At 43.5% G+C, this 19,374-nt stretch carries 19 protein-coding genes and 2 pseudogenes (1 of these 21 only partly in view); 10 read left to right on the top strand and 11 right to left on the bottom strand.

Annotation, left to right across the window (positions count from 1 at the left end):
• The 4 genes and pseudogenes from CAG69_RS08865 to CAG69_RS08850 form a co-directional block, all read left to right on the top strand.
• A pseudogene (locus tag CAG69_RS08865) lies at positions 1–682 on the top strand (energy-coupling factor ABC transporter ATP-binding protein); it begins 45 nt to the left of the window's first position.
• Positions 660–1,247, top strand: a complete 588-nt coding sequence (mobA, locus tag CAG69_RS08860; protein WP_005453897.1) for a molybdenum cofactor guanylyltransferase MobA — start codon at positions 660–662, stop codon at positions 1,245–1,247. The pseudogene CAG69_RS08865 and the gene mobA overlap by 23 nt, the downstream one beginning before the upstream one ends.
• Positions 1,244–3,022 carry a bifunctional molybdopterin-guanine dinucleotide biosynthesis adaptor protein MobB/molybdopterin molybdotransferase MoeA gene (locus CAG69_RS08855; protein ID WP_161443794.1) on the top strand — a complete coding sequence of 593 codons (1,779 nt, stop codon included), beginning with the start codon at positions 1,244–1,246 and terminating at the stop codon, positions 3,020–3,022. The genes mobA and CAG69_RS08855 overlap by 4 nt, the downstream gene beginning before the upstream one ends.
• A gap of 74 nt (positions 3,023–3,096) precedes the next feature.
• A complete protein-coding gene (locus tag CAG69_RS08850) occupies positions 3,097–3,363 on the top strand; it encodes a DUF2960 domain-containing protein (protein ID WP_138954071.1) in 267 nt (88 codons plus the stop codon).
• A 240-nt stretch (positions 3,364–3,603) separates the two neighbouring features.
• On the opposite strand, the gene nagK is transcribed toward CAG69_RS08850, so the two are convergent.
• Both nagK and CAG69_RS08840 read right to left on the bottom strand, forming a co-directional pair.
• A complete protein-coding gene (gene nagK / locus CAG69_RS08845) occupies positions 3,604–4,512 on the bottom strand; it encodes an N-acetylglucosamine kinase (RefSeq protein WP_161443792.1) in 909 nt (302 codons plus the stop codon).
• A gap of 173 nt (positions 4,513–4,685) precedes the next feature.
• Complete coding sequence (locus tag CAG69_RS08840) at positions 4,686–5,435, bottom strand: tRNA-uridine aminocarboxypropyltransferase (protein ID WP_161443810.1); 750 nt, start codon at positions 5,433–5,435, stop codon at positions 4,686–4,688.
• Between the two features lie 149 nt (positions 5,436–5,584).
• Between CAG69_RS08840 and CAG69_RS08835 the strand changes: the two genes are divergently transcribed.
• A complete protein-coding gene (locus CAG69_RS08835; RefSeq protein ID WP_161443791.1) occupies positions 5,585–6,406 on the top strand; it encodes a sterol desaturase family protein in 822 nt (273 codons plus the stop codon).
• 75 nt (positions 6,407–6,481) lie between these two features.
• Here the strand turns inward: CAG69_RS08835 and CAG69_RS08830 are convergent, their stop codons facing one another.
• The 4 genes and pseudogenes from CAG69_RS08830 to CAG69_RS08815 form a co-directional block, all read right to left on the bottom strand.
• Positions 6,482–6,712: a hypothetical protein gene (locus tag CAG69_RS08830; RefSeq protein ID WP_005396201.1), complete on the bottom strand. Its 231-nt coding sequence runs from the start codon at positions 6,710–6,712 to the stop codon at positions 6,482–6,484.
• A gap of 47 nt (positions 6,713–6,759) precedes the next feature.
• A complete protein-coding gene (locus CAG69_RS08825; protein WP_161443789.1) occupies positions 6,760–7,140 on the bottom strand; it encodes a hypothetical protein in 381 nt (126 codons plus the stop codon).
• Between the two features lie 201 nt (positions 7,141–7,341).
• Positions 7,342–7,755: pseudogene (locus CAG69_RS08820) on the bottom strand (NUDIX hydrolase).
• A gap of 280 nt (positions 7,756–8,035) precedes the next feature.
• Complete coding sequence (locus CAG69_RS08815; RefSeq protein ID WP_161443787.1) at positions 8,036–10,054, bottom strand: methyl-accepting chemotaxis protein; 2,019 nt, start codon at positions 10,052–10,054, stop codon at positions 8,036–8,038.
• A 134-nt stretch (positions 10,055–10,188) separates the two neighbouring features.
• On the opposite strand from CAG69_RS08815, the gene CAG69_RS08810 reads away from it, so the two are divergent.
• The gene (locus CAG69_RS08810) at positions 10,189–10,683 is read left to right on the top strand and encodes an NlpC/P60 family protein (protein WP_005396208.1); all 495 of its coding nucleotides are present in this window, start codon (positions 10,189–10,191) and stop codon (positions 10,681–10,683) included.
• A 44-nt stretch (positions 10,684–10,727) separates the two neighbouring features.
• On the opposite strand, the gene CAG69_RS08805 is transcribed toward CAG69_RS08810, so the two are convergent.
• The 3 genes from CAG69_RS08805 to CAG69_RS08795 form a co-directional block, all read right to left on the bottom strand.
• Positions 10,728–11,072 carry a DUF3802 family protein gene (locus CAG69_RS08805; RefSeq protein ID WP_005396212.1) on the bottom strand — a complete coding sequence of 115 codons (345 nt, stop codon included), beginning with the start codon at positions 11,070–11,072 and terminating at the stop codon, positions 10,728–10,730.
• A gap of 190 nt (positions 11,073–11,262) precedes the next feature.
• Positions 11,263–12,225: a GGDEF domain-containing protein gene (locus tag CAG69_RS08800; protein WP_005396213.1), complete on the bottom strand. Its 963-nt coding sequence runs from the start codon at positions 12,223–12,225 to the stop codon at positions 11,263–11,265.
• The gene (locus CAG69_RS08795; protein ID WP_161443785.1) at positions 12,225–13,199 is read right to left on the bottom strand and encodes a response regulator; all 975 of its coding nucleotides are present in this window, start codon (positions 13,197–13,199) and stop codon (positions 12,225–12,227) included. The genes CAG69_RS08800 and CAG69_RS08795 overlap by 1 nt, the downstream gene beginning before the upstream one ends.
• A gap of 224 nt (positions 13,200–13,423) precedes the next feature.
• Here CAG69_RS08795 and CAG69_RS08790 point away from each other — a divergent pair, with 224 nt between their 5' ends.
• On the top strand, positions 13,424–14,290 hold the full coding sequence (locus CAG69_RS08790) for a fructosamine kinase family protein (RefSeq protein ID WP_005396217.1): 867 nt from the start codon (positions 13,424–13,426) through the stop codon (positions 14,288–14,290).
• Between the two features lie 253 nt (positions 14,291–14,543).
• Complete coding sequence (locus CAG69_RS08785) at positions 14,544–14,738, top strand: CPXCG motif-containing cysteine-rich protein (RefSeq protein WP_005396219.1); 195 nt, start codon at positions 14,544–14,546, stop codon at positions 14,736–14,738.
• A 75-nt stretch (positions 14,739–14,813) separates the two neighbouring features.
• On the opposite strand, the gene CAG69_RS08780 is transcribed toward CAG69_RS08785, so the two are convergent.
• The gene (locus CAG69_RS08780) at positions 14,814–15,425 is read right to left on the bottom strand and encodes a riboflavin synthase subunit alpha (protein ID WP_161443783.1); all 612 of its coding nucleotides are present in this window, start codon (positions 15,423–15,425) and stop codon (positions 14,814–14,816) included.
• Between the two features lie 394 nt (positions 15,426–15,819).
• Between CAG69_RS08780 and CAG69_RS08775 the strand changes: the two genes are divergently transcribed.
• Both CAG69_RS08775 and CAG69_RS08770 read left to right on the top strand, forming a co-directional pair.
• Positions 15,820–17,190 carry an MATE family efflux transporter gene (locus tag CAG69_RS08775; RefSeq protein ID WP_005396222.1) on the top strand — a complete coding sequence of 457 codons (1,371 nt, stop codon included), beginning with the start codon at positions 15,820–15,822 and terminating at the stop codon, positions 17,188–17,190.
• 134 nt (positions 17,191–17,324) lie between these two features.
• On the top strand, positions 17,325–18,323 hold the full coding sequence (locus CAG69_RS08770; RefSeq protein ID WP_161443781.1) for a DUF3080 family protein: 999 nt from the start codon (positions 17,325–17,327) through the stop codon (positions 18,321–18,323).
• A 15-nt stretch (positions 18,324–18,338) separates the two neighbouring features.
• On the opposite strand, the gene CAG69_RS08765 is transcribed toward CAG69_RS08770, so the two are convergent.
• Positions 18,339–19,184: a DNA ligase gene (locus tag CAG69_RS08765; RefSeq protein ID WP_046875255.1), complete on the bottom strand. Its 846-nt coding sequence runs from the start codon at positions 19,182–19,184 to the stop codon at positions 18,339–18,341.
• Positions 19,185–19,374: the final 190 nt, after the last annotated feature.

The raw sequence follows: 19,374 nt of genomic DNA, 5'->3' as shown, positions 1-19,374 counted from the left end.
CTTTAAAGAGCGTGTGCTTTTCCACATCCCTGAGTTAGCCATCGGCCCAAATGATGCCATTTATCTCAAGGGTGACAATGGTGTGGGCAAAACTACCCTACTCAAAATCCTTGCTGGCTTGCTCAAACCTTCTACTGGCGATGTTGTTGCACCAAAAGATACGTGGCTGAAAAGGCTGACGCGTCGCAATGGTCGTGTCGATGTGATTTATCTCCATCAATCTCCTTACCTTTTTGACGGCACTGTATATGAGAACGTAGTTTATGGAGTAAAATATCAACAAGACACACCAAAAGATAAGCGAGCTCAAGTTATTCACGCGCTGCGCATGGTAGGTTTAGAAACCTTAGCGGACGAACATATTTCCGTGTTGTCCGGCGGTGAAAAACAGCGCGTTGCCATGGCAAGGGCTTGGATCTTAAAACCGTCGATTTTATTGATGGATGAGCCAAGTGCGTCTTTAGACCAAGAATCCATTGAACGATTGGTGGTGATGGCGAAAGATCTTTTGGATCGTGGTTCCAGTATTGTGGTGACAAGCCATCAAACCAACGCACTGACCGACTTATGTAAAAAACAGTGGTGGATTAAAGACAAGACTTTGATAGAGTCTCCTCTGTTGTATGTCATACCAAAAGAAACATCCCAAGAGAATGCATATGCTTCAACCAACACAAACTAGTTGGGTCATTTTGGCTGGTGGCCAAGCCAGCCGTATGGGTGGAAAAGATAAAGGTCTGATTGAATTAAATCAGAAGCCACTCATCGAACACGTTATTGAACGTTTATCTCCACAAACACCACGCATTTTAATTAATGCCAATCGAAACCAAGATGCGTACAGCAAATTTGGTTTCGTATTTAGTGATCAATTCAAAGATTTCCCTGGACCTATGGGCGGTATTCACGCGGGTTTGATGCATGCTGAAACTGACTGGGTCGGATTTGTACCTTGCGATAGCCCTCAAATTAACACCGACCTTGTCGAGCGTTTCTGCCAGGCAGTCAAAGAAGACAGTGATATTTTGGTCGCTCATGATGGTGACCATCAGCAACCTGTTTTCACACTCTACCACAAACGCGTACTGCCAAAACTCACCGCATTTTTAGAACGTGGCGACCGCAAAATCATTCTGCTCTACAAAGAGTGCAACACCAGTTACGTTGACTTTAGCGACTCACCAAACTGTTTCGTCAACTTGAACACTCCGGAAGAACTGGCGCAATTTGGACAATTAGAATCATGAAACACACGCTAAACATTCCTATTCTTGGTTTTGCAGCTTATTCAGGCACAGGCAAAACCACGCTACTTGAAGCCCTATTGCCAAAGCTGACTGAAGCAGGTTTACGCATTGGCATGCTAAAACATGCTCATCACAACTTCGATGTCGATAAGCCGGGTAAAGACAGCTACCGTTTACGCAAAGCTGGCGCATCTCAAATGCTGATTGCTTCTCGCAACCGTTTTGCGTTAATGACAGAAACGCCAGAAGCCGAAGCGGAGTTTGAATACCTCTTAACTCGTTTTGATGAAGACATGCTTGATGTGGTTTTGGTCGAAGGCTGCAAAAACATCGCGTTTCCTAAAATTGAATTGCACCGTGAAGAAGTGGGTAAACCTTGGCTTTACCCTCACGATGAAAACATCATTGCCATCGCTTCCGACAGTGCGGAGTTAGATTCTGAGCTCCCTCAAATGAACATCAATGATTTAGATGCCATCGCTCAATTTGTTCTTCAATACGTTCAAGATGCAAAAGCACCAAAATCTAAAGAGAAAGACGCCGCATGTTGCGACACTCTTTCTCCGGCTTTCCTTTCAGTGGTTCAAGGCCAAGAAAAAATCCTTTCTTTGGTGAACACGGTTTCGGAAATAGAAGCATGCAAGATTGAAAACGCCTATGGCCGCGTTCTCGCGGAAGATATCATTTCACCAGTAAACGTGCCGCAGTACACGAACTCCGCGATGGACGGTTACGCCATCCGCAGTGATGATGTAGACCGCAGTAGCTACAAAATCGTCGCAGAAGTGATGGCGGGCCATGCTTACGATCAGCCTCTGGAAGTTGGTCAAGCGGTGAAGATCATGACCGGCGCACCAACACCACGTAACGGCGACACAGTGGTCATGCGTGAGCAAGCCTCTCAAAAAGGTGACGAGGTAACCTTTAACGATGCGAATATCAAAGCAGGCCAAAACGTTCGTCAAGCAGGTGAAGATCTCGCTATCGGCAGTGACGTCTTTACCACAGGCACTCGCCTAGCCTCTCCAGAAATGGGCATGATCGCTTCGCTTGGTTTTGGTGAAGCGAATGTGTTCCGCAAATTGAAAGTTGCCGTGTTCTCCACCGGTGACGAAGTACAAGCGCCGGGAACAGAGCAAAAAGCGAATTCTATCTACGATTCCAACCGTTTTACCATCATGGGCATGCTTGAAAAGCTCGGCTGCGAGATCTTGGACTTCGGTATTCTGGAAGACAACGAACAGTTAATGATTGAAGCGTTGGAAAACGCATCGGTGCAAGCGGACGTGGTTATGACTTCTGGCGGCGTATCCGTTGGTGATGCGGATTACATCAAACTTGCCTTGGATAAACTTGGTCAAATCGATTTTTGGCGGATCAACATGCGTCCAGGACGTCCACTCGCGTTTGGTCAAATCAACAACAAGCCGTTCTTTGGTCTGCCGGGCAACCCTGTTGCCGTGATGGTCTCTTTCATTAACTTTGTCGAGCCTGCACTGCGTAAGATGCAAGGCGAACAAGGCTGGAAGCCTCTGAAAGTGAATGCCATCGCGACTGAGAACCTTCGCTCTCGCCAAGGTCGTACCGAGTTTAGTCGAGGAATCTATGAACTGGATGACACTGGCCGTTTAACCGTTCGTACAACAGGCAAGCAAGGCTCTGGTATTTTGCGCTCAATGAGTGAAGCAAACTGTTTAATCGAAATCTCCCCAGCTATTGATACAGTAAAAGCGGGAGAAAGCGTGACAATTATCCCACTTCAAGGCAGAATCTAGCCCAAACTAGAAATTCAAAGGTCAGCGAGTCTGGCCTTTTTGTTTAATACAGAAACCTTTTCAGAGAGACAGCTATGGCTCGCACCATTCTTTACACTTACAAAGACCAAAACAAAGAACTGACGTTCTCATACCAGCAACACCGCAACATTCAAGAAGCGGTTGCAGAAGCAGAAGGTATCGATATCACTGAGTTCCTAAAGATGGAGCAACAAATTGAAGCAGTGTCTGACACTAAAGCGGTACGAAACTACCGCGATAACTACTTCAGAAAATTAGGTTTTAGCAAAATCACCCTAGCTCAAAAAGAAAACCTGGGCGTAGGCAAAAAGAACAAATAAGCTTAGCTGCAAACAGAAAACTCGCGATTCGTCGCGAGTTTTCTGTTTGCATGTTGCCGAATCTTGATTTAGACCCACTAGTTCTTTAAATCGCCGCCTCGTCTACAAACCAAGTTATTTTCGCTGACCCAAGCATATCGAAATTACTTGGGTATATAAGTAAAACGCCCCGTTTTTACCTTGATGGTCTAAACGGGGCGTAGATTTCTTCTTACTTTATATCGAGTAACGTTTCAGTCACTACTTGATGTTTAGGAACGCAGCACCGCGTACACCGCCTGAATCACCGTGTTTTGCTTTGATGATCTTAGGACACTTAGCCACAGACAATAAGTGTTTAGGGATGCGTTTTGGCATCTCTTCATAAATCAATTCGAAGTTTGAAAGACCACCACCCAGCACAACAACATGTGGGTCAGTCGCTGTAAAGATGTTTGCAAAACAGATAGCCAGCAACTCCATAAAACGCTCAACGTGCTCAACAGCTTTCGCCTCACCTTCTGCGTGCGCTTTAATGATGTCGATCGCTTTCTTCTCTTCACCGTAGTAATGGGCGTAGAGCAGCTCGAAGCCTCGACCAGAAAGGTAACTGTCTAAACAACCTTTCTTGTCACAACCACAGCCCAACAGAGGTGCGTTTTCGCCTAAGTGGAACCAAGCATCGATAGGTAAACGAGTATGACCCACCTCACCTGCTACGTGGTTACGACCAGAGAAAACTTTACCGTCGTAGGTAAAACCGCCACCAAAACCAGTACCTAGGATCAAACCAAGAACAGAAGGCTCATCTTGAAGCTCTTCGTCCCATGCTTCTGATAGCGCAAAACAGTTCGCATCGTTTTCAATCTTTACGCTGCGACCGATTTTAGCTTCCAGATCAGCACGAAGTGGTTTGCCTTTTGCCGCAGGAACGTTAACCGTTAATACCGTTGCATCGTCTGCGTCTTCCATGCCTGGTAGGCCAAGACCAATTGTGCCTTCGCAACCAAACTCTGCATCGTATTTGTTAACCAATTCCGCAATGGTATCAACCAGCAGCTCGTAGTTGTCTGTTGGTGTAGGTACACGTTCCGTCGCTACACGCTCAAGCTTCTCGTTAAATGCACCAAATTCAATTTTAGTGCCACCGACATCAAAGCCGTAATACATGTATTTCTCTCCTAAAAAATGCTTAAACGACTCCAAAAATGGCTGGAGTCAAAAGTATAAACTAGTGGCATTATCCATATCTGTACGCCTGCAAACCGTGACCGAATGCAGATTTATCCCCTCACCGCAGTCAGTTGAACAACATGCCATCAACAAAAGTTCATTCCTTAGAGTCAGCTCTCGGTTTTCACCCACTCTTTGAAACGTTTTAAATGCGGTCGGTTGGGATCGTTTTTGACTCGGGTCTTGGTCAACATGTAGGTTTCTCTAAAGGCTTCAAACCACAACTGAAGGCATTCCGATGCTTTATTCTCACCGGCTTGTTTCAAAACTAACGTCGCGACTTCGGCGGTTGAAAGATGCTGCTCATTCTCAGAACGGCGCATGATGTATTCAGACAGAGATTCTGGCTCAATAGAAAGCACAGGCAAAGATTTAAGAAAGTCAGAACGACGGAATATCTTTCGTGCCTCACGCCAGCTACCATCAATAAAGATCAGCAACCATTTTTTGTTCTGAGCCTCTTCGTTTACTAATCGCGCAGGCTCCAGATCTTCAATTAAACGAGACGGGTCATCCACATAGTCTGCAGGAAATACAATCACTGGTTGGTAGTTGTCATCCTGTAGTAGATCCAGCATCTCCTCAGACGGTTCTGTTCGGTTCCATTGATAAACGTAAGTCTCTTGAATCGTATCCGCAATTAGACGACCGGTATTACTTGGCTTAAATACTTCGTTTTCAGAAACAATCAACATACATGCAATATTAGCCTTGATGTTTGGCTGAAGATCGCACAAACAGTGTTGCTCAGAAACCTGGCAATATTGGCAACGAACCACTTTACATCCACGCGCGTTGAAAGGCTTGGTTGAGATAGATTGTCGGTACTGATATAAACGGTGGAAAGCGTGAATTCTCATGGTAAGTAATGCCAAGTAAAAAGTAGAGCGCGATTCTACTGACATTATGGTTTCGCCTCAAGATAAGCCCTTCAACGCACCTGACTGTTTGTTGAAATAATTTCACCCTTACCTCGGTCATAGATAAAGTAATAAATAAGGAAATGACAGTGACAGAAACGACGTTTCAAGATCCCTCGTGGATAAGATTAGGCTTTTTTCTCGGCGTATTATTACTTTGTGCCCTTTGGGAAAACAAACTGCCGAGAAAAACACTTACCGCTTCACGTGGGTTTCGCTGGGTCAATAACTTATCACTGGTTGCTGTGAATAGCTTGATTGTTGCGTTAGTCATGCCTATCGCGGCCTTTCAAGCTGCAATTATCGCTCAGGAGCAACAATGGGGACTATTTAATTTGCTCTCCCCGCCCGCTTGGTTAAACATTTTCCTAACCGTCATTTTGCTTGATTTCGTCATTTACGCTCAGCATGTTGTCTTTCATCATATAAAACCGCTGTGGAAGATTCACCGAATGCATCATGCCGATTTGGATATCGATGTCACAACTGGCGCGCGTTTTCACCCCATCGAAATCATCATCTCAATGGGTGTCAAAATTGCCACTGTATTTATCTTAGGCGTTTCTCCTATCGCTATCGTGGTATTCGAAATAGTGCTCAATGCCAGTGCGATGTTTAATCACAGTAATGCAAAACTGGCTTTATCAGCGGATCAGAAACTGCGAAACGTCATAGTGACGCCAGACATGCATCGCGTTCATCATTCCGTGATAGCAAAAGAAACCAACTCGAATTTCGGTTTCTTCCTTTCTGTTTGGGACCGACTTTTTGGGACATATCGAGCTCAGCCTGAACTTGGCCATGATGATGTCGTAATTGGTATACCGGAAATTAGGAATGAAGCAGAACAACGATTAGACAAGCTGTTAACGCAACCTTTTCGCTATAACCGAAGAAGACGCAACAGTTGAATAAAAGTTTTTGGGGATGAAGTGCGTAAACAAAGCGAATAGACCAAACCTAGACACCACTTCATCCTTACGATGCTAGCTAATGGATTCACTCTCCGTTAGTTGACGTTTTTTGTTTAACTGAGTAATACCAACAAATAAACCAACCACACCAAGCACCGTGCACACCAAAGCATTAGTATTCATTGCTTGTTGTGCTTCTATTGAGCTGTATAGAAAAGCCAGACTGAAGAAAGTGGTACCAAAGCTTAAACCTGTCAGTACGCTGAAACCAGCGAAACTGGCCAAGTCTTTAAAATCGTTCATAACGAATCCCTGTTTACTATCCTTAATTGAGTGATGAAAAGTGAAAGTTAACGAAATATCTGGCGTGATTGTCGATGTTTACGCGCGTTCCATAACCAGATAGATACGCCGAATGAAAAACCTAAAAAGAGTGTTTTCATTTGAAGTACGGCATTGTTGTCCAATATTTCTAATGCATAGTGAGCGTGCGAGCTAAAAATAACATTGGTCGTCAGAATCAATAGCATAAGCACTAATCCGGAACGACGGTGCTTGACCAACAGATACACAGCTAGTAAGTCTAACAGCCCTAATGAGCTCCAATAAATATTCAACCAGCCTGGCGCAAAATCATAAGGCAAAAAACCGTTAGCAATGTTGTCATAAAGATGCACCACACCGCCAACTGTCATAAAAAGGCATAAGAGAAACACGACGAATTTATCCATTATCGTTTCCTTATCTGAATGAATGCGCAAAGCATATAGAAGTCAGTTAAACATTTGTAATCTCATAGCCATTTTTGAGATCGACAGTGCCTTTAAACAGTACGTGAGGCGTGCGAAAGAAATTTATTCTCACCTGATAGAAGCATAGTGTTAGCTTTGGCATTTCGCTCAAATACACCAATGTTAGAACAGAAGTCTCACTCAAACCGCTCCCTGGTCTATCAGTTTTCGAACTTTTTCCAGTGCGTTCTGAAAAACGGTATGCGCTTATGAGGAAATATCGCTCCCTATATCGTGCCAAAAGAACGCAAAATCATGTCCGCCATCGTCTTGCGTATGAAACGTCCATGAATCCGCTAGGTCAGCACACTCGCACAAAACAAAGTGCCATACTTGATTTTGAAAGCTACTGTTCCATGAGCATAAATATCGTGCGGAACGAACATGTGTGATACCAGATTCTTCAGCGAGCTCCCGCTTGGCTGCTATGATGTAACTTTCATCAAACACTTCAACAGTACCCTTGACGAACTGAATACCCGCCAACGGATGTTTAAAAAGTAGGAGCTCTTGGTTTTGCTTACGCAGAACGACGGGACAAACTTTATCGATCACAAAACCACTCCTCGTTGTTTAAGCAGAAAGCTTGGGCTTGTTCTGGATATAAAGGAATCGCATGAAGTTGCATGATTCATTCCTTTGAATTCGGACAACATTCTAGTCATCTTGTTTCACCGAGATAGCATTAACACCACGTAGTGATAACTCAGCCCTTAAGAAATGAGCAAGATGCGATATAACTCACTTTTGCGATTTGAATAGCAATCAGAGGGGGCGTAGAAGCAACAAAAAAGCAGAACCGAAGTTCTGCTTTTAGAAGATGAAAACATGTCACTTATGCGGACTGATGTAGCTCGTATTTATGCAACATCGCTTGTTGACGCCCTGCAATTTCCGCCACTTGCTCAGAACTCTCAACCATAGACTCAAGCTGCAGCTTAGTACGTTCGCCAAGATCAGAAATATGGGTAATGGATTGAGATACATCTGCCGTCGCTCGTTCTTGTTCTTCTGTAGCAACTGAGATTTGCTCAACACGTTCTTGAATGTGTTTGACCGCAAGGTTGATATCAGAGAATGTCGATTTCACTTCATTGCTGGACTGCAGCGCGTGGGCCATTTCTTCTCTTGAATCATTGACTGCTTGGCGCGAACGCTCTGCTGCGGCAATAAGCTCACTCATCATTGCTCGGATGTTCGTTGTTTGTTGAGAAGTATCACTTGCTAGTTTGCGGACTTCATCTGCGACGACCGCAAACCCACGCCCTTGTTCACCAGCTCGAGCGGCTTCTATTGCTGCGTTGAGAGCAAGCAAGTTTGTGTTGTCAGCAATACCACTGATCATGTCGACCATTTCACGAATCTGCTTAACACGCTGGTCTAGCTCTAACATAGATTGCTCATTCATATCCAAAGAGCTTTCAAGTGATTCCAAACGTTCACGGTTTTGTTCCACAACTTGAACGCCTTTTGCAGTGTGCTGGGTAGCAAGCATCGAGTCCTGTGACGAGGCATTTGTCACTGTTGCTATTTCACGAATGGAGGCTTCAAGTTGCGTAATGGTCGTGATCATGCTCGCCAACGCTTCATTTTGTGTCGTCAACCCATCGCTCGTTTGTTCAGCTGCACTGTGGCTTACTTCGGCCGTCTGATAAAGCGTCTCACAGTTACGTGTAACTGTTTGGATAGAGTTGTTTGTTGAATCAATCACTTGGTTTAGTTTTCGTGCCACTTCTTTTAGTTCATAAGGACCAACCTCTTGTGCATTGTCACGGAAGTCATGCTCGGTAAGTGCTGAAAGACGCGTTAGTACATTCCTTAACCCTCGGTTTGTCCATGACTTCAGACTGAACCAAGTGATCAGAATAATGAAAGAAATCACACACGCTGCAAAAACGATCATAACACTCACTGACTGAATAGTGTCATTGACCACACTCTCTTTATCCGCAATCAACTCACCAGCAGCTTGTGATATTTGATCAAGCAACCGCATGGTTTCATCCGCAAGAATCGAAGCCTGTTTAAACTCTGAACGTTGCATTTCCCCTTGTTCTAGTTTGGCGAGGATCAAACGCAGCACGCCCTTTTCACTAAAGCCTTGCTTCACCATCTCGTACGGTGCCGTTAGGCTTGCGTATTCGCTTACTTCTGGATGTAAAGACTGGAAATCTTCATAGGCGAGATTAATACCTGCAATGCGGTTACGCATTTCTCGGTATTCTTTTTCGGCTTTGCTCAGCTCAGAATGCATCATCATTACTAAGAACGTGCTTTCCATTGAGCTCGCTGAGGCAATAAATCGGTTGGCGGCATCACTCGATTCAGGATTTTCGGCACTAAGAAACGAGCTAATTCGATTCATTTCCGGGCCGATAGAGCTGAGCCCATAGCGGAACCCACCAACTCCTGCATCAATATCCATTTGAATTTTTATCACTGAAGATTGCTTCAGTAAAATGGACTGCGTGATGTTATGTAAACGCGCTAAATTTGTATCTAACTCCTCAGAGAGTTGCTCAGCAACACCAGAAGCTTCTCCAACCAAACTTTTGCTTTGAGTCGCAAGTGAATCGATTTGCTCTTTTATTAGAGGCAACTCTTTTGGCTCAGTAATTTGCATACCATGGTTGAGTAGCTTAACCATCTCCAATACATTCCTGGTTAACTTTGCGTTCGCCATCGCGATTGGTAACGCTTTTTGCGACAAGTCTTCAAATTGCTCTCCTACCTGTTCCATTCCTTTGAAACTTGAGACAGAAAGGGCTATAACAAGAGCTATGATAGTTAAAAATGTTGCACTAACAGCCTGAATCAGTGAAAGTGATGTGCGTGAGCGTTTTCGCGTTGCCATAATCAATTTTTATTCTTTCTTAAGGTTGAATCGGTTTTGCAGTGATTCCGTCACATTTGTGAGACAAAACCGTGATTTGCAGCCCATACTATGGATTGGTTATGACACTAATATTTCAGTTGTGAGTCGTAGAGATGACAGGTGGTGATTTGCGTCGAGTATATTTTCCTTTGATAATCAGTGTGCTACTAAGCGCCTGCTCTTCTGGGCCTGAACCTAGCGAGCAAGTGCAAGTGACAACACCTACAAATCAGTTATTGGACAATAACCCTGACTTGTTCCAGTTTTATACAGAATGGCATGGCACACCTTATCGCTTAGGCGGCACACAAAAATCTGGTATTGATTGCTCGGCATTTGTGCAAAAAGCCTTTGTCGAGGCTTATCAACTATCGTTACCCAGGACAACGAGACAACAATCGAAACAAGGTGTGGAATTAAATTGGACGGATGCCAAACAAGGAGATTTGGTGTTTTTTAAGACAAGACGGACGACCTATCATGTAGGGATTTACTTGGGTAACAAGCAGTTCATGCATGCGTCAACGTCTAAAGGTGTGATCATTTCAAGAATCGACAACCCATACTGGGCATCTAAGTTTTGGCAAGTAAGAAGAGTTACAATGTAACTCTTCTTACTTTTAGAATTGGAGATGACTGGTATCAAACAATATCAATCGTAAGTAGCAACGGCAGTATCGAATAGGTTTTTAACCAAAGCGATGTATTCATCAAGGAACGTGATCTGTTCATTAGTCGCTTTTTTATGCCATACACCAGCCAATATCTCACCAAGATCTTCAACAACCGCATCCGCCTCTTTTAGTAATTTGAAGCGTACGCTTGAGTGAAGCTCTGGGTTTTGCTCAAAGATCGCCATGATGTTTGAAGCCACCATATCGGTGACGACATCTTCGATGCTTTCGGATCCAGTGTCGCCAATTTCAGTCGTGAAAATATCTAGATTTAGCGACAAGTGCTCGATAAGAGCGAGATATCCATCGGTTTCTAAAACCACTGTTTTTCTCCGTTTATTGCAAGCCTTCGAAGCTGAAAGCGGAATAGTTTCAATAGTAAGACATGCCGAGAAAATTTCATTAACTTATTTCATATTAACAAACATTCACGAACCAACTGGATGTTTTTCAAACAATTGCGCTTTGCCTCACTGCGTTCGGATACAGGGTTTCTTCAAACCTTTTTGTATTTCAGTCATTTTCATGCAAACAAGTTTGGTTACGACCGTTTTCTTTTGCACGATACAACGCAGCATCGGCACTCTTTAACCATTGAGTGTGAGTTTCAAAATAAGGTTTATACTCGCAAACACCAATACTTATCGTGTAATTAATCAAAAAATCTTCCACTTTCACGATCTCTTGCTCAATTCTTTTACGTAAACGCTCCGCGAAATAGCAAGCTTGTTCTTGATTCGTATGAGGAAGCAATACCGTAAACTCTTCTCCGCCAAAACGACCGCACACATCACTGCTTCTTGCTGTCTTTCTTAATAACGAAGAAGTACGACGAATGACTTCATCTCCCGTCGGGTGACCATAGGTATCATTCACTTTTTTAAAGTGGTCGATATCAAATATTACTAATGAGCATGGTCCGTCGATAACTTTTAGGTGAGCAAACTCTTCTTTCAACGATTGCTCCCAATAAGCACGATTAAATAAACCTGTTAAACCATCTTTGCGACTGATTTCAGACAAATGTTGATTTGTTTCTTTCAAATGAATGCGATTTCTTGCCGTTTCAGAGACATCATTCACTTGAATAGCAATGTGGCTGACCTCTCCTGAGAGCCCGATTAACGGGGTGATTACGATGTCTTGATACATGAAATCACTGCTGTTTGAAACCGGAGAAAAATTGTTGAATTTAAAAAGGTACGGTCGGTTTTCCCAGCTAGAGAAGGAACGAGTTTCCAGATCGGCGGCGGTTTTTATCTTGGTTTCTAGCCAAGTTTTTGGCAGCTCTTCAAAATGATCAAATAAACATTGGCCAAGGATTTCTTGTGACAGAACGCCACTGTATGACTGCATAAAACTGTTCCACACACAGACCTTATACTCTTGATCCAACACGATAAGCCCTGAATCCATCGTATCGAGAATTTGTGTGACCCAATGAAAGTCTGCTATGTCCAGCGTAATATCGGACATTAGATTAGCTCCATGATTTCATAAATAATTTCTACGGATGGTTTATCAATTAAAAACAGTACCTCACACTCAAAATCGAGCGCTTCTGCCATGTAGGTGTATTCGATAGTAAACAGCTCACCTAATTCACCCTGCTCTTCACAGTAAGGCGTTAACGTATCCACAATGCCTGGCTGACGAAGTGAGAATTGCTTGTCGAGCTGATCCCCTAACGATGTGAGAAATGACGAAACCAGTAAGTTCGAGATATTCAAAATGATTTCATTATGAGGTGTAAACTCAAGCAGATAGCCTAACTTCTCGCCAATTTGATTGATGTCTCTACCACGCAAACACACCAGAGCTTCACCATGAATACCGCCACCAACAAACCTCTGCGCAACCGCGACAGAGCCATCTCGCCCAACAACGTCGACAAGCGTCATATGAAGTTCGCCGTAGGATAACGGACCAACATGTGGAACAGGAAGTTGGATGAACTCGTGTAAGTGGTCTGCCATAATCGCAGCCCCTTTACCAAGGGCAATGTTTGCAATCTCGCGGAATTTGGCTAGTGAGGAGAACTCATCGCAAATCTGGCTTTTAGGATCAATCGACTGGCTAGGCTTGAACGCATAGTGCAGCCCCAATTGTTCATAGAGCGGTATCACCTGCTCTTCTGTCAGAGGCTTAGCGATAAAAGCTTGAGCACCTAGCTCTATGCAGCGCTGTTTTGCCTCTTGTTGAACATCTCCAGAAATAATGACGATTTTAGTCTGGTAGTGACTAACAGGTAATGACTCGAGGACTTCAAAACCGTCCATGATCGGCATCGTTAAATCGAGAAACAAAATATCGATATTTTGCTCCGCAAGAATATTTAGCGCCTCATACCCATCTTGAGCTTCGATCAGGTGCAATGATGTATCTTGTACGATGGAGCGCGCAATGAGCTTTCTTGCAACCGCTGAGTCATCACATATCAGTATTTTCATGTCACCAATGGAACTAACGTCAAAAAAATAATAATACCTGTTGTATACGTTCATCTCCATATGCTATGACGACAAATCAGAGGCTTATAAGCGATTTGATTCACATTTATACAAATTGACTACACTGAGAGGAAGGTTTCTTTACGAAGTATGCTCAACGTAGCGCCAACACCTTGCTTTTTATCCTAAACTGTTGGTGGTCAAATAGATTCGCGAGGTTTTGTATGTGGCAAGCAATATCGCAACAGCTTTCTGATACTTTATTATTCGAGTACCAGATCACGGAAAAAGTAAGACTGTCTGGTGGGGATATCAGTGAAAGCTACATGATCAATGACGGCGAACAGCGCTATTTCGTGAAAATTAACGATCGCGAGTTTTTGTCTAAGTTTGAAGTCGAGGCAGAAAGTCTGCATCTTTTGCGTGAGACATCCACCCTATTTGTTCCAGAGGTTGTGTTGGTTGGTAAAACCAAAAACGCCTCATTCCTAATTCTTAACTACCTTCCAACAAAGCCATTAGAAGATGGCCCAAACAGCTTTAAATTAGGACAGCAATTAGCTCACCTTCATCAATGGGGCGAGCAAAAGGAATTTGGTTTTGATACGGATAACTATCTCGGGTCCACTCTACAACCCAATAAGTGGCACAAGAAGTGGTGTGTCTTCTTTGCTGAACAACGCATAGGATGGCAATTACAGCTCCTTAAAGAAAAAGGCGTCACTTTAGTTGATATCGACGACTTTATAGATGTTGTAAAACAACTGCTAGCAAACCATGCTCCAGAGCCCTCCTTGCTGCATGGCGATTTATGGAACGGGAATGCGGCTCTCACGGCATGTGGCCCTATCTGTTACGATCCCGCCTGCTACTGGGGTGACAGGGAGTGTGATATTGCGATGACTGAGCTGTTTGGTGGATTTCAGCCGGAATTTTATCAAGGTTATGAATCTGTTATGCCACTTTCTGCTGGTTATCAAGAGCGTAAAGATATCTATAACCTTTACCATGTTCTCAACCATTGCAATTTATTTGGCGGCCATTACTTGGAGCAGGCTCAACAAGTTATTAATAAAATTATTTCTTATTAATTTGGAAGCCACTACATATTTCAAGATGTAAAACCTCGAGGCACATCACTACAGAAAATGACCCTAAGCTCAAGGTTGAGTTTGGGGTCAAGTTTTATACTTATTTCGACTCAATTAGCAACAACTCCACCTAATATCAAAGGAGACTTAACTTTGGATTGTGCCTATTTTCCTTGTAGGCAAAGTAAGTGAAGGGCTGTACTTCCTTAAAGAATAGAGTGTTTAAAAGCCCTGCGATATTAGGAGTTGTTGTATGAAAAATTATACCGAAAGGCATGTCAAATGCCCCCATTGTGGACATTCAATCGGCATTACACTAGATGCAAGTAATGGTGACCAAGAGTTCTATGATGATTGCCCAGCTTGTTGCCATGCCATTCACTTAAATATGCGAGTAGATGAGCTGCAAGATAAAGTCGAACTGTTTATCGATGACAATTACGAATAACAACTCGAGCATGTAAGCGTTGGAAACACAAAGTCACTTGAATTAAAAAGGAGCGCTTGGCTCCTTTTTATCATTCTAAAGCTGTTTTGCTGCGAGAACTCGCTCAACAGTATCAACTATGGCTTGAGTCTGAGGGTCAAACTCGATATTAACGCGGTCCCCTACTTGTCTTACTCCAAAGAGTGTTCGTTGCAAGGTTTCTGGAATTAGATGTACTGAAAAACGACACGCTTCAACCTCACCAATCGTCAAAGAACAACCATCCAAGCCGATATAGCCTTTCGCTAACACATATTTCATTGATTCTTGCGGCAGTTGGAACCAAATAGTGCGTTTATTAGGCGTATCGATGATCTCGACAATGTCAGCCATCAAACTAATATGGCCAGACATGCTATGTCCGCCAATTTCATCACCAAACTTGGCAGCTCGCTCAATGTTTACGCTGTCACCTTCAACTAGCTCGCCTAAGTTGGTGAGAGCCAATGTCGCTTGCATTAAATCAAAGCTGATAAGGTTGCCATTTATATTGGTCACGGTCAGGCAGCAGCCATTGTGAGCGACAGATGCCCCTATTTCTAATCCTTTACAAAGCTCATCGCTTAACTCGACAACATGCGTTTGAAAGCGTTCTTTTTTATCAATTTTAACGACCTTAGCCGTACCCTGAACTATTCCTGTAAACATTCTTTTTACCTATTGATTTCATACAAGCTGCAATCGATGACAGAGCCTGAAGCACAGCACTTTGTATCGAGATAAAACCTGTAGATTATAGAGCAACGACCTATTGAAAAATGGAGCCTTGTTCTCATACATGCTTCTTACATTAACATGATTTATTACAGCTCTCAGTATTAGCGTATCCTGAGCTTAGCGAGCATTAAGTTAGTGTTATCCACTATTCGCAACCTAACTATGGAATATAAACATACAATTGTTTATCATTTGCGCGGAGTTTCTCCGAGGCATTTTTTCACCTTATCGTGACTAAAATCAACCATCAGATCAGTTCACCACATCTTTTGTCCTCGAGCGCTCTCATTCTTTCAACTTATTGTTCCGCTCTGGAGTATTTTTCGTGCATCGCTATAAAGAAGAAGCATCAAGTCTCATCAAATTGGCGACCCCGGTATTGATCGCATCTGTTGCTCAAACTGGTATGGGGTTTGTTGATACCGTTATGGCCGGAGGCGTTAGTGCCACCGACATGGCTGCGGTTTCTGTCGCTTCAAGTATTTGGCTTCCATCCATTTTATTTGGTGTGGGTTTGTTAATGGCGTTAGTCCCTGTTGTCGCACAGTTAAATGGCTCTGGTCGTCGAGTAAAAATCCCGTTTGAAATTCAACAAGGCGTCGTTTTGGCATTGTTGATCAGTGTGCCGATTATTGCAGTGCTGCTTCAAACCCAATTTATTCTCGGATTTATGGATGTTGAAACGCTGATGGCAGAAAAAACAGTGGGGTACATTCATGCTGTTATCTTAGCAGTCCCTGCCTTCTTGCTTTTTCAAACGCTTAGAAGCTTTACGGATGGTATGTCATTGACGAAACCAGCAATGGTCATTGGCTTTATCGGTTTACTGCTCAACATTCCTCTAAACTGGATTTTCGTGTATGGCAAGTTTGGCGCACCTGAATTAGGCGGTGTTGGCTGTGGTGTTGCAACTACGATTGTTTACTGGGTCATGTTTGCCCTACTATTGCTTTATGTAATGACATCAGATCGACTTAAAAGCATCAACTTATTTGGTGAATGGCATCGACCACAATGGAAAGCGCAAGTTCGTCTGTTCAGGCTCGGCTTTCCTGTTGCAGCAGCGCTGTTTTTTGAAGTGACACTATTTGCTGTCGTTGCACTATTGGTCTCACCACTAGGACCAATCATCGTTGCGGCGCATCAGGTTGCGATTAACTTCTCTTCGTTGGTATTTATGCTTCCAATGAGTATCGGTGCGGCAGTGAGTATTCGTGTCGGACACCGACTTGGCGAAGAAAACGTTGATGGCGCTCGCGTTGCTTCACGAGTGGGCATAATGGTTGGTCTAGGTTTATCTGTTCTTACAGCGATATTAACCGTATTGTCTCGTGAATGGATCGCCGAACTTTACACTAGCAACCCAGAAGTCATCACTCTAGCGATGCAACTGCTCGTATTTGCTGCTGTTTATCAATGTACGGACGCAGTTCAGGTAATCGCAGCAGGTGCACTGCGTGGCTATAAAGATATGCGAGCCATCTTCAATCGTACTTTTATCGCCTACTGGATTCTTGGTTTACCAATGGGTTACGTCCTTGGCCGCACAGACTGGATCGTCGAGCCAATGGGAGCGCAAGGTTTCTGGCTAGGCTTTATCATCGGCCTTTCTTCTGCCGCACTTATGTTAGGGGTAAGAATGCGCTGGATGCACCGCCAAGAACCAGAGGTGCAATTGAACTTTTCAGTTCAGTGATAATAAGAAAAAAGCCAGCACACGCTGGCTTTTTTGATCGAATAATAACGCTGTTGAGTATACTTATAGCAAGCTTGTGAGCCAGTAGAGTCTGCTCTCTGGGTGACGAATACGAAGTTATAAAAAGGATATTTGTGCGGTCTATTTTATTGTTCTTAGTCTTGTTTCTTAACGGTTGCGATAGCTGGTTCAACCCAGAAAACGCCATGTTTGACAAGTATCACCAACGTGTCGCCAATGTGTTGGACGCTCCTACTCTTCCAATCGAATCGCAATCTACTGTGACCATACCTGCAAAACGTGACTTATTCGAGCCATTGCCAAGGCTATCGATTGGTTTACTAGAAAGCTACCAATTACGCCAGTGTGGATTATTCAATCTACTTGCCGAGAAAAACTCACAGCTTGGTAAGGTGCAGGATGCATTTCATGATTTTGATTACCAAACTTCACTGTTACGAGTCATGAATCGATGTCTATCCGAATTTCAGCTCAGCGATGAAGAACGTACTACATTAACAGAGCTTTATTCGACTAAGTGGCAACATTTAGGTACTCATCTTGACAACTTGCTACTCGCGAGTGATGCAATGCAAAAGCAGCTAACGGCGTCGGATTGGCTATCTCAAGAAACACCAAATGATGTTGCACGTATTAACGACGTCTATCGTCTTTTCAGTGAAATGTACGGCTTGCCTCATCGCGCCATTTCACGTCTGCCCGATATTGAGATTGTGCAATATCAAGAAGAGCTAGAGAAATCTCGTTTAATCGGACGACTTTACTATTCGATGATAAACACATCCCTTTGGTTAAAAGCGACAACTCAGCTACTTGAGCAGAATCAGAATAATGTGTTGTGCGGACCAAACCGAGACGTGACCCAGTTCCGCTACCTAAGAAATGTCTTTCAATCCATTTACGTTGAAGAAGTGCAACCTTACTTAGCCTATTTAGACAGTACCTATCAGCAACTTCATGATGGCGCCACCTTGATAGAAAAGCGTATGCAACTTCATGGTTATCAATATGGTATAAAAGAGGCACACAAAACCTTTAGACAAGAAACCCTAAACCACGTTCAGTTTTGGCAGGGTCTCTTCAAGCGGTGTGGCGTAACCGTTGGCAAATAGTAATTGCAGAGCGTTCTATTCCTTCAGCCTCTCACGCAAGAATCGGGCAAAACGTGGTTTACCGGTATGAGTAAAACCGTTGTACCTGAACGTGACGGTTGAACCTATTTTCGGAGGCTGACGACGCACTTCATCGGTAAACCCACTACCAATGTAAAACTCTGTACCATCTGGTAAGCGAACTAACATCGCCCCCATCATACCCAATAAACGCCCCGTGCCTGGCTTATAGCCCACGACTAGCGCTTCATCATCCGCGTATCGTTTCAGTTTAAGTAAATCACTACCACGTCCAGCTTGATAACGGCTTGATACCTTACGTAGCATCACCCCTTCACCATCGGATATTGAAATCTTATCCAATTGCGCAAACAGGTGAGCTTCATTTTGGATCGCTCGGTGTTCGACATATTTGATATGAGGTTGGTCTACTTCGAGCACTAAGTCTTTGATGTTGTAATAACGCTTCCGGTAATCACCAGCAGAATACGGCATATCAAAGATCATAAAATCAATGTTTCGCCAAGCTGACTCCACAGGCGTTTTATCCAAAACCGTTTGTTGTACGAGATGAAAATTGCCTCGTCCCGCCCATAGCTCACCATCTAACGGATAGTCAGGTAGTGAATCTATAAACCAATCTGGAGCGTAGATTCGGTTACCATTTCTCGTCACGAGATGTTGTCCTGTCCAATAGGCGCGAATGCCGTCGAGTTTTTCGCTATACCAGTATTCAGATACATCGATACCATCTTGATAGCTTTGCGCAAGAGAAACTGGAGGCGTGAGAGAAGTATCAGCTTGAAGCTGTGAAGACGCTGTCATAACAGCCAGCGCGATTAATGTCATTTTTAATGGCATAAGAAGACCTTGTACAAAAAAGCGCCTTTATTGAACCGTAACTCCTCTCGATGACCTATTTGTTACTAGTCATTCTTCGACTCAGAACAATCAACTTAAGTAATGATTTGCAAGGACAATCATAAACTTTAGACAGATTTTGCATTTAATATTTACACATTGTTCACAATAAGATGGGTGAGTCTCAAAT

It is taken from the genome of Vibrio sp. V43_P6S15P86, assembly GCF_009904725.1.
Taxonomy (GTDB): domain Bacteria; phylum Pseudomonadota; class Gammaproteobacteria; order Enterobacterales; family Vibrionaceae; genus Vibrio; species Vibrio diabolicus.
This window is presented reverse-complemented; position numbering and strand designations above follow the sequence as displayed.

Coding starts and splice junctions, on each gene's coding strand:
- mobA (WP_005453897.1), top strand. CDS start 660: ATGCTTCAACCAACACAAACTAGTTGGGTCATTTTGGCTGGTGGCCAA.
- CAG69_RS08855 (WP_161443794.1), top strand. CDS start 1,244: ATGAAACACACGCTAAACATTCCTATTCTTGGTTTTGCAGCTTATTCA.
- CAG69_RS08850 (WP_138954071.1), top strand. CDS start 3,097: ATGGCTCGCACCATTCTTTACACTTACAAAGACCAAAACAAAGAACTG.
- nagK (WP_161443792.1), bottom strand. CDS start 4,512: ATGTATTACGGCTTTGATGTCGGTGGCACTAAAATTGAATTTGGTGCA.
- CAG69_RS08840 (WP_161443810.1), bottom strand. CDS start 5,435: ATGAGAATTCACGCTTTCCACCGTTTATATCAGTACCGACAATCTATC.
- CAG69_RS08830 (WP_005396201.1), bottom strand. CDS start 6,712: ATGAACGATTTTAAAGACTTGGCCAGTTTCGCTGGTTTCAGCGTACTG.
- CAG69_RS08825 (WP_161443789.1), bottom strand. CDS start 7,140: ATGGATAAATTCGTCGTGTTTCTCTTATGCCTTTTTATGACAGTTGGC.
- CAG69_RS08815 (WP_161443787.1), bottom strand. CDS start 10,054: ATGGCAACGCGAAAACGCTCACGCACATCACTTTCACTGATTCAGGCT.
- CAG69_RS08810 (WP_005396208.1), top strand. CDS start 10,189: ATGACAGGTGGTGATTTGCGTCGAGTATATTTTCCTTTGATAATCAGT.
- CAG69_RS08800 (WP_005396213.1), bottom strand. CDS start 12,225: ATGTCCGATATTACGCTGGACATAGCAGACTTTCATTGGGTCACACAA.
- CAG69_RS08795 (WP_161443785.1), bottom strand. CDS start 13,199: ATGAAAATACTGATATGTGATGACTCAGCGGTTGCAAGAAAGCTCATT.
- CAG69_RS08790 (WP_005396217.1), top strand. CDS start 13,424: ATGTGGCAAGCAATATCGCAACAGCTTTCTGATACTTTATTATTCGAG.
- CAG69_RS08785 (WP_005396219.1), top strand. CDS start 14,544: ATGAAAAATTATACCGAAAGGCATGTCAAATGCCCCCATTGTGGACAT.
- CAG69_RS08780 (WP_161443783.1), bottom strand. CDS start 15,425: ATGTTTACAGGAATAGTTCAGGGTACGGCTAAGGTCGTTAAAATTGAT.
- CAG69_RS08765 (WP_046875255.1), bottom strand. CDS start 19,184: ATGCCATTAAAAATGACATTAATCGCGCTGGCTGTTATGACAGCGTCT.